The organism is Stutzerimonas stutzeri KOS6, from assembly GCF_000307775.2.
In the GTDB taxonomy this organism is placed as follows: domain Bacteria; phylum Pseudomonadota; class Gammaproteobacteria; order Pseudomonadales; family Pseudomonadaceae; genus Stutzerimonas; species Stutzerimonas stutzeri_B.
Genome location: NZ_KK020675.1, coordinates 785,026 through 798,792, shown reverse-complemented (window position 1 = coordinate 798,792; position 13,767 = coordinate 785,026). Strand labels below are relative to the sequence as shown.

The 13,767-nt window shown below is 61.1% G+C and carries 15 protein-coding genes; 14 read left to right on the top strand and 1 reads right to left on the bottom strand.

What is annotated here, in order from left to right:
* Nucleotides 1-65 precede the first annotated feature (65 nt).
* From queA to B597_RS27680, 6 genes are all read left to right on the top strand, one after another.
* On the top strand, nucleotides 66-1,115 hold the full coding sequence (queA, locus tag B597_RS27705) for a tRNA preQ1(34) S-adenosylmethionine ribosyltransferase-isomerase QueA (protein ID WP_003296024.1): 1,050 nt from the start codon (nucleotides 66-68) through the stop codon (nucleotides 1,113-1,115).
* Nucleotides 1,116-1,129: 14 nt separating this feature from the next.
* Nucleotides 1,130-2,245 carry a tRNA guanosine(34) transglycosylase Tgt gene (gene tgt, locus B597_RS27700; RefSeq protein ID WP_003296022.1) on the top strand — a complete coding sequence of 372 codons (1,116 nt, stop codon included), beginning with the start codon at nucleotides 1,130-1,132 and terminating at the stop codon, nucleotides 2,243-2,245.
* Nucleotides 2,246-2,287: 42 nt separating this feature from the next.
* The gene (gene yajC, locus B597_RS27695; protein ID WP_003296020.1) at nucleotides 2,288-2,617 is read left to right on the top strand and encodes a preprotein translocase subunit YajC; all 330 of its coding nucleotides are present in this window, start codon (nucleotides 2,288-2,290) and stop codon (nucleotides 2,615-2,617) included.
* Between the two features lie 64 nt (nucleotides 2,618-2,681).
* On the top strand, nucleotides 2,682-4,550 hold the full coding sequence (gene secD / locus B597_RS27690) for a protein translocase subunit SecD (RefSeq protein WP_003296018.1): 1,869 nt from the start codon (nucleotides 2,682-2,684) through the stop codon (nucleotides 4,548-4,550).
* Nucleotides 4,551-4,562: 12 nt separating this feature from the next.
* Entirely contained in the window at nucleotides 4,563-5,474 is a 912-nt protein-coding gene (gene secF / locus B597_RS27685) for a protein translocase subunit SecF (protein WP_003296016.1), read from the top strand.
* A gap of 76 nt (nucleotides 5,475-5,550) precedes the next feature.
* Nucleotides 5,551-6,084: a glycine zipper 2TM domain-containing protein gene (locus B597_RS27680; RefSeq protein ID WP_003296014.1), complete on the top strand. Its 534-nt coding sequence runs from the start codon at nucleotides 5,551-5,553 to the stop codon at nucleotides 6,082-6,084.
* Between the two features lie 58 nt (nucleotides 6,085-6,142).
* Here the strand turns inward: B597_RS27680 and suhB are convergent, their stop codons facing one another.
* Nucleotides 6,143-6,958, bottom strand: a complete 816-nt coding sequence (suhB, locus tag B597_RS27675) for a type III secretion system regulator SuhB (RefSeq protein ID WP_003296012.1) — start codon at nucleotides 6,956-6,958, stop codon at nucleotides 6,143-6,145.
* Between the two features lie 93 nt (nucleotides 6,959-7,051).
* Here suhB and trmJ point away from each other — a divergent pair, with 93 nt between their 5' ends.
* The 8 genes from trmJ (at nucleotide 7,052) to hscA (ending at nucleotide 13,766) form a co-directional block, all read left to right on the top strand.
* Entirely contained in the window at nucleotides 7,052-7,888 is an 837-nt protein-coding gene (gene trmJ / locus B597_RS27670; protein WP_003296011.1) for a tRNA (cytosine(32)/uridine(32)-2'-O)-methyltransferase TrmJ, read from the top strand.
* Nucleotides 7,888-8,661, top strand: coding sequence for a serine O-acetyltransferase (gene cysE / locus B597_RS27665; RefSeq protein WP_003296009.1), 774 nt, complete (start codon nucleotides 7,888-7,890; stop codon nucleotides 8,659-8,661). Before trmJ ends, cysE begins: the two co-directional genes overlap by 1 nt.
* Nucleotides 8,662-8,828: 167 nt before the next feature.
* Nucleotides 8,829-9,320 (top strand): Fe-S cluster assembly transcriptional regulator IscR, encoded by a 492-nt coding sequence (gene iscR / locus B597_RS27660; RefSeq protein WP_024161701.1) that lies wholly within the window; start codon nucleotides 8,829-8,831, stop codon nucleotides 9,318-9,320.
* A gap of 31 nt (nucleotides 9,321-9,351) precedes the next feature.
* Complete coding sequence (locus B597_RS27655) at nucleotides 9,352-10,566, top strand: IscS subfamily cysteine desulfurase (protein ID WP_003296005.1); 1,215 nt, start codon at nucleotides 9,352-9,354, stop codon at nucleotides 10,564-10,566.
* A gap of 42 nt (nucleotides 10,567-10,608) precedes the next feature.
* Complete coding sequence (gene iscU / locus B597_RS27650; protein ID WP_003284664.1) at nucleotides 10,609-10,995, top strand: Fe-S cluster assembly scaffold IscU; 387 nt, start codon at nucleotides 10,609-10,611, stop codon at nucleotides 10,993-10,995.
* Nucleotides 10,996-11,009: 14 nt separating this feature from the next.
* Nucleotides 11,010-11,333, top strand: coding sequence for an iron-sulfur cluster assembly protein IscA (iscA, locus tag B597_RS27645; protein WP_003296002.1), 324 nt, complete (start codon nucleotides 11,010-11,012; stop codon nucleotides 11,331-11,333).
* Nucleotides 11,334-11,340: 7 nt separating this feature from the next.
* Entirely contained in the window at nucleotides 11,341-11,862 is a 522-nt protein-coding gene (gene hscB, locus B597_RS27640; protein WP_003296000.1) for a co-chaperone HscB, read from the top strand.
* A 41-nt stretch (nucleotides 11,863-11,903) separates the two neighbouring features.
* Nucleotides 11,904-13,766 carry a Fe-S protein assembly chaperone HscA gene (gene hscA, locus B597_RS27635; protein WP_003295999.1) on the top strand — a complete coding sequence of 621 codons (1,863 nt, stop codon included), beginning with the start codon at nucleotides 11,904-11,906 and terminating at the stop codon, nucleotides 13,764-13,766.
* The last annotated feature ends 1 nt before the right edge of the window (nucleotide 13,767 follow it).

The following is a 13,767-nucleotide window of genomic DNA, read 5'->3' as shown; positions in this document are numbered from 1 at the left end:
TTGGCGTGGCCAGATCGACGTGTTTCAGATAATATTTGCGCCCTTTCCGCGTCCCGAACCTGATCATGCAAGTCGCCGATTTTTCCTTCCAGCTTCCCGACGCCCTGATCGCCCGGCACCCTCTGGCCGAGCGCCGCGCAAGTCGATTGCTGGTGCTCGAGGGTGAGACCGGCCAGTTGTCGCATCGTCAGTTTGCCGACCTGCTCGAGTACGTCCGGCCGGGCGACCTGATGGTTTTCAACGATACCCGGGTGATTCCGGCGCGGCTGTTCGGTCGGAAAGCCACCGGCGGCAAGCTGGAGGTTCTTGTCGAGCGAGTGCTGGGTAGTCGTAGCGTTCTGGCGCATATCCGCTCGAGCAAGTCGCCCAAGGTCGGGGCGAGGATTTTGCTGGACGGGGGCGGGGAGGTCGAGATGATCGCCCGGCACGACGCGCTGTTCGAGCTCGCTTTCGACGAGGATGTACTGCCGCTGCTCGAGCGTATCGGCCACATGCCGTTGCCTCCTTATATAGACAGGGCTGACGACATCGCCGATCGCGAGCGCTACCAGACTGTCTATGCCCAGCGCGCCGGAGCCGTGGCGGCGCCTACAGCGGGACTGCACTTCGATGAGGCACTGCTGCAGGCGCTTCGTGACGGCGGTGTGGAAACCGCCTACGTCACGCTGCACGTCGGCGCCGGTACCTTCCAGCCCGTGCGCGTTGAGCGTATTGAAGAGCACCACATGCACCGCGAGTGGCTGGAGGTGACGCAGGCGGTGGTCGATGCCGTTGCGGCATGCCGAGCGCGTGGCGGTCGGGTGATTGCCGTCGGCACGACCAGCGTGCGTTCGCTGGAAACGGCGGCGCGTGATGGTGAGTTGAAGCCGTTCAGCGGTGATACCGACATCTTCATTTATCCAGGCAAGGCCTTCCATGTGGTGGATGCCCTGGTGACCAATTTCCATTTGCCCGAGTCCACGCTGCTGATGCTGGTTTCCGCCTTCGCCGGCTACCCGGAAACCATGGCCGCGTACGCCGAGGCCGTGGCCCAGGGCTATCGCTTCTTCAGTTATGGCGATGCCATGTTCATTACCCGAAATCCCGCTGCGCGCGGTCCCGAGGAAAATCAATGAGTCGCTCCTGCCACATGTCCTTCGAGCTGCTTGCCACCGATGGCAAGGCACGGCGGGGGCGTCTGACCTTTCCGCGTGGAACGGTCGAAACCCCTGCATTCATGCCGGTGGGTACCTACGGCACCGTAAAGGGCATGCTGCCGCGCGACATCGAGGCCATCGGGGCGCAGATCATTCTGGGCAATACGTTCCACCTGTGGTTGCGCCCTGGAACCGAGGTCATCAAGCGTCACGGCGATCTGCATGACTTCATGCAGTGGCAGGGACCGATTCTCACTGATTCCGGTGGCTTCCAGGTGTTCAGTTTGGGGGCGATGCGCAAGATCAAGGAAGAAGGCGTCTATTTTGCCTCGCCGGTGGACGGCGCCAAGGTGTTCATGGGGCCCGAGGAGTCCATGCAGGTGCAGCGCGACCTCGGCTCGGACATCGTGATGATCTTCGACGAGTGCACGCCTTATCCAGCCGATGAAGACGTGGCGCGTCGCTCGATGGAGCTGTCGCTGCGCTGGGCCCAGCGCTCGAAGGTCGCCCATGGCGACAGCCCGGCGGCGTTGTTCGGCATCGTTCAGGGCGGCATGCACGAATCGCTGCGGATGCGCTCGCTGGAAGGCTTGTGCGAGATTGGCTTCGACGGCCTGGCGATCGGCGGGCTTTCGGTGGGCGAGCCCAAGGAAGAGATGATCCGCGTGCTGGACTTCCTGCCGCCGCAGATGCCGGCTGACAAGCCGCGTTATCTGATGGGGGTGGGCAAGCCCGAGGATCTGGTCGAGGGCGTGCGGCGCGGTGTCGACATGTTCGATTGCGTCATGCCCACGCGCAATGCGCGAAACGGTCACTTGTTCGTCGATACCGGCGTGATCAAGATCCGCAATGCCGTGCACAAGCACGACGACTCGCCGCTGGATCCGGGCTGCGATTGTTACACCTGCAAACACTTCTCGCGGGCCTATCTGCATCATCTGGATAAATGCGGTGAAATGCTCGGTAGCATGTTGAATACCATCCACAACCTGCGGCATTACCAGCGGGTGATGGCTGGTTTACGCGATGCTATTCAACAGGGTACATTGGCGGCCTTTGTCGACGCCTTTTATGCCAAGCGCGGTCTGCCAACGCCGCCGCTTGCGTGACGTGCCAGAACAAAACAATCCTTTCTGCAACAGGAGTGCTACATGAGCTTTCTGATTCCCGCCGCCTATGCCCAGGAGGCTGCCGCTGGTCCTGCCGGCACCGGTTTCGAGTGGGTCTTTCTGGTCGGTTTTCTGGTCATCTTCTACCTGATGATCTGGCGCCCCCAGTCCAAGCGTGCCAAGGAACACAAGAACCTGATCGCCGGCCTGCAGAAGGGCGACGAGGTGGTCACCTCCGGCGGTATCGCCGGCAAGGTCACCAAGGTCGCCGATGATTTCGTGGTGATCGAAGTGTCCGACAACGTTGAGCTGAAGTTCCAGAAAGTGGCGATCGCCGCAACGTTGCCCAAGGGCACTCTGAAAGCCATCTGAGCTGACTTCATTCAACACCGACGGGGCGCGCAAGGCGCCCCGCGTTCATTAAACGGGCTGCGTCATGCTCAATAGATTCCCACTCTGGAAATACCTGCTGATTCTGGCAGTGCTCGCGGTCGCCTTCGTTTACTCGGCGCCCAATCTCTATCCGGACGATCCTGCAATCCAGGTTACCGGCGCCAGCACGGCGCAGGAAATCGGAGCGGCAGACCTCGAGCGCATCAGCAAGGCGCTTGAGGAGGGCGGTATCGCGGTCAAGTCCGCGTCGCTGGATGAGCAGGGTCGTGGTGGCCTTGTCCGCCTCGAGCGTCAGGACGATCAGCTGCCTGCGAAGGACATCGTCCGCCGCACGCTAGGCGATGCCTACGTCGTTGCGCTGAACCTCGCGCCGACCACCCCGGACTGGCTGCGCAACCTTGGCGCAAGTCCGATGAAGCTGGGCCTGGACCTTTCCGGCGGTGTGCACTTCCTGTTGGAAGTCGACATGGATAAGGCCGTCGAGACGCGCCTGAACGTGTCCGAAGGCGAGGTGAAGAGCCTGTTGCGCAAGGAGCGCGTCCGTTATCGCAGTCTGCCGAATCTGAAGGACGCCGTGCAGCTGGGCTTCGCCGACGAGGCTACGCTCGGCAATGCGCAGTCGCTGATTCGCAAGAATTTCACTGACTTCGAGCTGACGACCAGCGAGCGTAACGGGCAATACGTGTTGCGCCTGACGCTGACCGAGGCCAAGTTGGCGGAGATTCGCGAGTATTCGATCAAGCAGAACCTGACTACGGTGCGTAACCGGGTCAACGAGCTGGGCGTGGCCGAACCGCTGGTGCAGCGCCAGGGCGCCAATCGCATCGTGGTTGAGCTGCCAGGCGTGCAGGATACCGCCGAAGCCAAGCGCATTCTTGGCAAGACCGCGAACCTGGAATTCCGCCTCGCCGCTGAATCCGACGCATCGCGTGCGTCCACCGAGTCGTTCGAGTTTCGCGAGGAGGGTCGTCCGCCGGTTCAGTTGGAGCGCACGCTGATCATTACTGGTGATCAGGTGACCGACGCTCAGGCCAGCTACGACGAAAACGGTCGCCCACAGGTCAATATTCGCCTCGACGGACACGGCGGCGATCTGATGAATCGTGCCACGCGCAGCAACGTTGGGCGCAGCATGGCGGTGATCTTCATCGAGCAGCGGCCGATGACCCGCTACGTACGGCAGGTTGTCGACGGCGTCGAGCAGGAAGTGCGGGTCGAGACCTTCCAGGAAGAGAAAAAGATCATCAGTCTGGCGACCATCCAGTCGCCGCTCGGCAGTCAGTTCCGCATCACCGGCCTCGACGGTCAGGGTGAATCGTCCGAGCTTGCCTTGCTGTTGCGTGCGGGCGGTCTGGCAGCGCCGATGTACTTCGCCGAAGAGCGCACGATCGGGCCGAGTCTCGGTGCAGAGAACATCAAGCTGGGCGTCCAGGCCGCGATGTGGGGCTTCCTCTTCGTCGCCATCTTCATGGTGGTGATTTACAAGTTCTTCGGCCTTCTGGCGACAGTTGCCTTGCTATTCAACATGGTCGTGCTCACGGCGTTGATGTCGATGCTCAATGCCACGCTCACCTTGCCGGGTATCGCGGGTATCGTGCTGACCATGGGTATGGCGGTGGACGCGAACGTCCTCATCTTCTCGCGAATCCGGGAGGAGATCGCCAATGGCATGTCGATCCAGCGTGCCATTCATGAGGGCTTCGATCGGGCGTTTTCGGCGATCGTCGATGGCAACCTGACCACGTTGCTGGTTGGCGGCATTCTGTTCGCCATGGGGACCGGCCCCATCAAGGGCTTTGCGGTTACTCTGTCGATCGGCATTCTGACGTCGATGTTCACTGCAATCATCGTGACGCGGGCCATGGTCAACCTGATCTACGGTGGCCGCGATCTCAAGAAGCTGTGGATTTAAGGGGCTAGCACGATGAAACGCGTAATCAATTTCATGGGCGTTCGGCATGCGGCATTTGCCCTCACCGTGCTTCTAACGGTCGCCTCGCTGGCGAGTCTGGCGGTAAAGGGGCTCAATTTCGGCCTCGATTTTACCGGCGGTACGCTGATCGAACTCGGCTATGAGCGCCCGGTTGAACTCGAACAGGTGCGTGGGCAGTTGGAGCAATCCGGGTTTGCTGACGCTGTGGTGCAGAGCTTCGGTGCGACCACTGACGTGCTGGTACGCATGCCGGGTGATGATCCGCAGCTGGGTGAGCGCATCGCTGACGCTTTGCGCAGCGCCGACAGTGCCAACTCGGTCAGCGTCAAGCGAGTCGAGTTCGTCGGGCCTGCGGTGGGCGAAGAGCTGCGTGACCAGGGCGGCCTCGGCATGCTGCTCGCGCTCGGCGGCATTCTGGTTTACGTGGCCTTCCGCTTTCAGTGGAAGTTCGGTCTGGGGGCCGTGCTGTCGCTCTTCCACGACGTGATCGTCGTGCTGGGCGTGTTTTCCTTCTTCCAGATCTCGTTCGATCTGACCGTGCTTGCCGCAGTGCTGGCGGTGATCGGTTATTCGCTGAACGACACGATCGTCATCTTTGACCGAATCCGCGAGAACTTCCGCATGCTGCGCAAGGCGGAGCTGCTGGAAAACATCAATATCTCCACCACGCAAACCTTGCTGCGCACCATGGCTACTTCGGTATCCACGCTGCTGGCGGTTGGCGCGCTCATGGTTTTTGGTGGCGAGAATCTGTGGGGCTTCTCACTGGCGCTGTTGATCGGCGTAGGGGCGGGCACCTACTCGTCGGTCTATGTCGCAGGCATGCTGCTCGTCTGGCTGAAGCTCACCCGTGATGACCTGATTCCGCCAGTGGTGGAAGAGGAAGCGGACGAGCGTCCCTGATCTTCTTCGAACTTCCGCAGCCTGGAGTAGTCCAAGGCTGCGGAGCGGGCGCAGCCCGAAGGAAGAGGAAGTCACAGTGAACAAGTCCATGTTGGTCGGTACGGCACTTGGAGTGGTGGTCGCCACGGCTGGCGGCGCTTTCGCTACTTATAGTCTGGTTGATCGCGGGCCGAAATTCGCCGAGGTGCTGGCAGTGGAGCCCATCAAGGAAACTATTCGGACTCCGCGTGAAGTCTGCAAGGACGTCACGGTCACTCGGCAGAAACCAGCACAGGATCAGCATCGCATTGCAGGCACGGCGGTGGGGGCAGTGGTTGGTGGTCTGCTCGGTAATCAAATCGGTGGCGGCACCGGCAAGAAGATTGCGACGGTCGCCGGTGCGGTCGGAGGCGGCTACGCCGGCAATCAGGTGCAGGGTAGGATGCAGGCCAACAGCACCTACACCACTACCGAAACGCGTTGCAGCACGGTTACCGATACGCATGACAAGATCGTCGGCTACGACGTGAAGTACGACCTTGCCGGCAAGGTCGGTCGTGTGCGGATGGATCGCGATCCAGGTAGCCAGATTCCGGTGCAGGATGGGCAGTTGTTGCTGTCGCAGCAGTGAGTTGAGCGGTCGTGCAAAAAGAAACGCCCCATTGGGGCGTTTTTTATCGCTACCATTCTCAGCGCTTCAGGGAAGGCGTCAGATATGGCTGGATCGTGGTCAGTACCGCCTTGAAGCATTTGGTGTTGCCGGCAACGATCTGCCCCTTTTCCAGGAAGTCGTGCCCGCCGCTGAAGTCGCTCACCAGGCCACCGGCTTCCTGGATCAGCAGTGCGCCTGCCGCCATATCCCACTCGGAGAGGCCGAACTCCCAGAACGCGTCGAAGCGGCCTGCGGCGACATAGGCCAGGTCGAGGCTGGCAGCGCCGGCGCGACGTAGGCCGGAGGTCTGGCCGACCAGGCTGCGGAACATGTTCAGGTAGCTGTCCAGGTTGTCCATCTGGCCATCCTTGAACGGAAAGCCGGTGCCGAGCAGTGCGCCGTCCAGGCTCTTGCGCGAGCTGACACGCAGGCGCCGGCCGTTCAGGGCTGCGCCGCGGCCGCGGCTGGCGGTGAATTCTTCCTGGCGTACAGGGTCGATAATGACGGCGTGTTCCAGGCGTCCACGATATTTGCAGGCGATGCTGACGGCGTAGTGCGGTATGCCGCGAACGAAGTTGGTGGTGCCGTCCAGCGGGTCGATGATCCACAGGTAATCGGCGCCATCACCGGTTCCTTCGAGCAGCCCGCCTTCCTCGCCAAGGATGCCGTGATTCGGGTAGGCCTTGCGCAATGCATTGATGATGCATTGTTCGGCGGCCTTGTCGATTTCGGTGACGTAATCCTTCGCTTCTTTCTCGTTGACCGAGATTGTGTCCAGGCGATCGGTGGAACGGACAATCAGTTCGCCGGCGCTGCGGGCGGCGCGCAGCGCGATATTCAGCATGGGCTGCATGGATCAATTACCTGGTCGTTAAAGAAAGCGCGAAATTCTATCAGGAAAGCGCCGTTGCATGTAGGGGCACCGGCGCCACCAGCAGGGGCGCGGATGGCGGATCGAGCGCTGCTTCCTGTAAGCTTTCCGCTCGCTTTCAGGCAGAGAATCATTGTGTCGTTGCAGAACATTCGTGTGGTGCTGGTCAATACCAGTCACGCCGGCAACATCGGTGGCGCTGCCCGTGCCATGAAGAACATGGGACTGTCGCGGCTGGTGCTGGTCGATCCGGAAGACTTTCCGAGCTCCGATGCCGTCGCCCGGGCGTCCGGCGCAACCGACATTCTCGACGCCGCACAGGTCGTCGATACGCTGGAACAGGCATTGGTCGGCTGCAGCCTGGTGCTTGGCACCAGTGCGCGTGATCGGCGCATTCCCTGGCCGCTACTCGACCCTCGCGAATGCGCGTCAGTATCGGTGGAGCAGGCCGCTTCGGGAAGTGAAGTGGCGCTGGTTTTTGGTCGCGAATATGCCGGGTTGACCAATGAAGAGCTGCAGCGCTGCCAGTTTCATGTGCACATTCCCTCTGATCCCGAATTCAGTTCGTTGAATCTTGCAGCGGCCGTGCAGGTGCTGAGTTACGAAGTGCGCATGGCCTGGCTGGCTGCCGAAGGTCGCCCGACCAAGGTGGAGAAGCTGGAAACCACCGCGATGCTGGACGCTCAGCCGGTTACCGTCGATGAGCTGGAGAACTATTTCGGCCACCTCGAGCAGACTCTGGTCGATATCGGTTTTCTCGATCCTGCCAAGCCGCGGCACCTGATGCCACGCTTGCGCCGGCTCTACGGGCGCAGTGGTATCAGCAAGCTGGAAATGAACATCTTGCGCGGTATTCTCACCGAAACACAGAAGGCCGCTCGCGGCGAGCCTCACAAGCGGAGAAATGATTGATGTTCGAACGCATGCGCGAAGATATCCAGAGCGTATTTCATCGCGATCCGGCGGCACGCAATGCGTTCGAAGTCCTGACCTGCTATCCGGGCTTGCATGCCATCTGGATTCACCGGCTCTCGCATTGGTTGTGGTTGCACGATTGGAAGTGGCTGGCGCGCATGTCCTCGAATCTCGCGCGCTGGCTGACCGGAATCGAAATCCACCCCGGCGCGAGGATCGGGCGCCGTTTCTTCATCGATCACGGGATGGGTATCGTGATCGGGGAGACGGCGGAGATCGGTGATGACGTGACGCTCTATCACGGCGTGACGCTCGGCGGCACCAGTTGGAACAAGGGTAAGCGACATCCCACGCTTGAGGATGGGGTGATCGTCGGGGCGGGCGCCAAGATTCTCGGCCCCTTCACTGTCGGCGCGGGCGCGAAGATCGGTTCCAATGCGGTGGTCACTCGCGAAGTGCCGCCCGGTGCCACTGCCGTGGGAATTCCCGGGCGCATCATCGTCAAGACCAATGACGAGCAGGAGGCCAGGCGCAAGGCCATTGCAGAGAAGATCGGCTTCGATGCCTATGGCGTCAGCGAAGACATGCCTGATCCGGTTGCGCGGGCAATCGGCCAGTTGCTCGATCATGTGCAGGCGGTGGAGGAGCGGCTGGAGGGTATGTGTGGTGCGCTCAAGGCGTTAGGCAGCGACTACTGCGCCAAGGAGCTCCCCGAGTTGCGCGAAGAGGACTTCGTCGAGGTGAAGTCTGATGGTGAGCCGCGCACCTGAAGTGCGGGGTCCGGTCGCAGCTGATATCATTCGGCCGCGGTTGTCGGTTGGCAGGTAATTCCGAGTGCGCAGCGAGTAAAGCCTGACTGATTTAATAGGTCTTATAGTTGACTTAAATACTCGGGAATTGCATAATCGCATCAAACCGTAATGCTTGGTGCAGACCGATGCGATTAACCACCAAAGGCCGTTATGCCGTCACTGCCATGCTCGATCTGGCGTTGCATGCGCAGCATGGGCCGGTTTCCCTGGCCGACATTTCCGAGCGGCAGGGAATTTCGCTTTCTTATCTCGAACAACTGTTCGCGAAGCTTCGTCGCAGCAGCCTGGTTACCAGTGTGCGTGGTCCTGGTGGGGGCTATCAGCTCTCGCGCGACATGGCCGGTATCCAGGTGGCTCAGGTGATCGATGCAGTCAATGAGTCGGTCGATGCTACGCGCTGCCAGGGGCTGGGTGGATGTCACTCCGGCGACACCTGTCTTACCCATCATCTGTGGTGTGACCTCAGTGATCGGATCCACGAATTCCTCAGCGGCATCAGTCTGGCCGACCTGGTCAATCGCCAGGACGTGCAACAAGTCGCCCTGCGCCAGGACATGCGCAAGGCCGGCGGTAAGTTGCCGCAGATGGACAAGATAGAAGCGTCCGCCGTCGAATGAGCAGGGCGACTGCCTGATAGGAGATATCTGAATGAAATTGCCGATTTACCTGGACTATTCTGCGACCACCCCGGTGGATTCACGCGTCGCCGCCAAGATGATCGAGTGCCTTACGAATGAAGGCAATTTCGGTAATCCGGCCTCGCGTTCTCATGCCTTCGGCTGGAAGGCCGAGGAGGCGGCGGAGAATGCACGTCGCCAGGTGGCCGAGCTGGTCAACGCCGATCCGCGCGAGATCGTCTGGACCTCGGGTGCGACAGAGTCGGACAACCTGGCCATCAAGGGTGTGGCGCATTTCTACGCGTCGAAGGGCAAGCACATCGTTACCACCAAGATCGAGCACAAGGCGGTACTTGATACCACTCGCCAGCTCGAGCGTGAGGGGTTCGAAGTCACTTACATCGAGCCGGGTGAAGACGGCCTCGTTACGCCCGAGATGGTCGAGGCGGCGCTGCGTGACGACACCATTCTCGTGTCGGTGATGCATGTGAACAACGAGATCGGCACCATCAACGACATCGCGGCCATCGGCGAGCTCACACGCGCCCGCGGCATCCTGTTCCATGTCGATGCGGCCCAGTCCACCGGCAAGGTGGAGATCGATCTGGAAAAACTGAAGGTCGATCTGATGTCCTTCTCGGCGCACAAGACCTACGGGCCGAAAGGTGTCGGTGCGCTCTATGTTCGCCGCAAGCCGCGTGTGCGTCTGGAAGCCCAGATGCATGGTGGCGGTCACGAGCGGGGCATGCGCTCCGGTACCCTGGCCACCCATCAGCTGGTTGGCATGGGTGAAGCCTTCCATCTTGCGAAGGTGGAAATGGCTCAGGAAAACGAGCGCGTCCGGACGCTGCGCGATCGCTTCTTCAAGCAGGTCGAGCATCTGGAAGAGCTGTACGTCAACGGCAGCATGACTGCCCGGGTTCCGCACAATCTCAATCTCAGCTTCAACTATGTTGAGGGCGAGTCGCTGATCATGGCGCTCAAGGATCTGGCTGTCTCTTCCGGTTCTGCGTGCACCTCCGCGTCGCTTGAGCCGTCGTATGTATTGCGTGCGCTGGGCCGCAACGACGAACTGGCGCACAGCTCCATTCGTTTCACCTTTGGCCGATTCACGACCGAGGAAGAAATCGACTACGCAGCGCAGAAAGTATGCGAGGCCGTGACCAAGCTGCGAGAGCTTTCGCCCCTGTGGGACATGTTCAAAGAAGGCGTCGATATTTCCAAGGTCGAGTGGCAGGCCCACTGACCGGCGTCGAGCCGCATAGCCTGATCTAGAGAGGATTTCACCATGGCATACAGCGATAAGGTCATCGACCACTACGAAAACCCGCGCAACGTCGGCAAGTTCGACGCGGAAGATCCGAGCATCGGTACCGGCATGGTTGGCGCGCCGGCCTGTGGGGATGTGATGCGCCTGCAGATCAAGGTCAACGAGCAGGGCGTGATCGAAGATGCCAAGTTCAAGACCTACGGTTGCGGTTCCGCTATCGCGTCCAGTTCGCTGGCAACCGAGTGGATGAAAGGCAAGACGCTCGAAGAGGCCGAAACCATCAAGAACACGCAGCTGGCTGAAGAGCTGGCGCTGCCGCCAGTCAAGATTCACTGCTCGGTGCTGGCCGAAGATGCGATCAAGGCAGCCGTGCGCGATTATCGCGAGAAGAAAGGTCTGCTTTAAGGAGGTAGGTTGCGATGGCTATCACCATGACGCCCGCTGCAGCCCAGCATGTCCGCCGCTCGCTGGATGGACGGGGTAGGGGTGTGGGCGTGAGGCTGGGAGTGCGCACCACCGGTTGCTCCGGATTGGCTTACGTGCTCGAGTTCGTCGACGAAACTGCAGCCGAAGATGCTGTGTTCGAAAGTCATGGGGTGAGGGTGATCATCGATCCCAAAAGCCTTGTGTATCTTGACGGAACCGAGCTCGACTTCGTTCGTGAGGGCCTCAACGAGGGCTTCAAGTTCAACAACCCGAACGTGCGCGGCGAGTGTGGCTGCGGCGAGAGCTTCAATATCTGAGGGTGCCGTGGGAACTCCTTGCCATTTTGCGTTGTTCGACCTGAAGCCTGAGTTCGAGCTCGATCTTGCTCTGCTCGCCGACCGTTATCGCGAGCTTGCCCGCCAGGTTCATCCGGACCGCTTTGCCGATGCTGGCGAAAGCGAGCAGCGTCAGGCACTGGAGCGCTCGGCAAATCTCAACGAGGCCTACCAGACGCTGAAGAGCCCGAGCCGCCGCGCGCGCTATTTGCTTGCAATCGAGGGTCATGAAGTGCCGCTGGAGGCCACCGTCCAGGATCCGGCCTTCCTCATGCAGCAGATGCAGTGGCGGGAGGAGCTCGAAGACTTGCACGAGCAGGCGGATCTGGCTGGCGTGGCGGCGTTCAAGGCGCGTTTGAAGCTTGCTCAGCAGGGGCTCAACGAGGAGTTCGCACGCATCTGGCGGGAGCCGACCAGTCGCACCGATGCCGAGCGTCTGGTTCGGCGCATGCAGTTTCTCGACAAGCTGACTCAGGAAGTGCGCCAACTCGAAGAGCGCCTCGACGATTAACCCCGCGCAACGTCCTGCGTTGCGCCCGATATCAGACAGACATGGCCTTACTTCAGATTGCCGAGCCCGGACAAAGCCCTCAGCCTCATCAGCGACGCCTGGCTGTCGGAATAGACCTGGGTACTACCAACTCCCTGGTCGCTGCGCTGCGCAGCGGCATTACCGCGCCGCTGGCCGATGCCGACGGGCAGGTGATCCTGCCTTCGGTCGTACGCTACCACGCCGATCACGTCGAGGTCGGTGCGCAGGCCAGGCTCGCTGCTGCGACGGACCCCTTCAATACCATCAGTTCGGTCAAGCGTCTGATGGGGCGTGGTCTTGCCGACGTGAAGCAGCTGGGCGAGCAGTTGCCCTATCGCTTCCGTGAAGCCGAGTCGCAGATGCCGTTCATCGAGACGGTTCAGGGTGCCAAGAGCCCTGTGGAGGTTTCTGCCGAAATTCTTCGCACGCTGCGTCAGCGAGCTGAGTCGACTCTGGGTGGTGACCTGGTTGGTGCGGTGATAACCGTGCCGGCCTACTTCGATGATGCCCAGCGTCAGGCGACCAAGGATGCCGCGCGTATCGCCGGGCTCAATGTGCTGCGCCTGCTCAACGAGCCGACCGCTGCAGCCGTTGCCTACGGACTCGATCGGCAGGCCGAAGGCGTGGTCGCCATCTATGATCTGGGCGGTGGCACATTCGACATTTCCATCCTGCGGCTGACCAAGGGTGTCTTCGAAGTATTGGCCACCGGTGGCGATACCGCGCTGGGTGGCGATGATTTCGATCATGCTGTGGCTGGCTGGATTCTCGAGCAGGCAGGCGTTTCGGGGGATCTCGAGCCAGGAAAGCAGCGCGAACTGCTGAAGATTGCCTGCGATGCCAAGGAACGCCTCAGTGCTGCCGATGCGGCCGCCATCGCTTATGCCGGCTGGGCGGGGGAGTTGCGTCGAGAGACATTCGATGCCCTGGTCGAGCCGATGATCGCCCGTAGCCTCAAATCGTGCCGGCGCGCTGTGCGTGACTCCGGTGTCGAGCTGGAGGAGATCACGGCCGTGGTCATGGTCGGTGGTTCGACGCGCGTGCCGAAGGTCCGCACGGCAGTGGGGCAGCTGTTTGGACGCGAGCCGCTCACCGACATCGATCCCGATCAGGTCGTGGCCATTGGTGCGGCGATTCAGGCCGAGACGCTGGCGGGCAACAACCGTGACGGCGAAGAGCTGCTCCTGCTCGATGTGATCCCCCTGTCACTGGGGTTGGAAACCATGGGCGGGCTGATGGAGAAGATCATTCCGCGCAACACCACGATTCCGGTTGCCCGCGCGCAGGACTTCACCACCTACAAGGATGGCCAGTCGGCCATGATGATTCATGTGCTGCAGGGTGAGCGCGAGCTGATCGCCGATTGCCGTTCGCTGGCCCGTTTCGAACTGCGCGGCATTCCGCCGATGGTTGCCGGGGCGGCCAAGATTCGCGTGACCTTCCAGGTCGATGCCGATGGCCTGCTCAGTGTTTCCGCCCGCGAGCTGGCGTCCGGTGTGGAGGCCAGCATTCAGGTCAAGCCGTCCTACGGTCTGACCGATGGCGAGATAGCGAGGATGCTCGAGGACTCGTTCCGCAAGGCGGACGATGATCGGCATGCGCGCGCCTTGAGAGAGCAACTGGTCGACGCCCAGCGTCTGCTGGAGGCCGTCGAGGCGGCCCTGGTTGCCGATGGTGACCGCTTGCTTTCTGTCGAGGAGCGCGAGGCGATCGAGCAGCAGATGAGCGAGTTGCGCGTGCTGCTCGATAGTCAGGACATCGCTGCCATAGAGCGTCAGACCAAGCGTCTGAGCCAGATTACCGATGCATTTGCCGCGCGTCGGCTGGACTCCACCGTCAAGGCCGCGCTGGCCGGGCGGCGGCTAAACGATATCGAGGATTGAC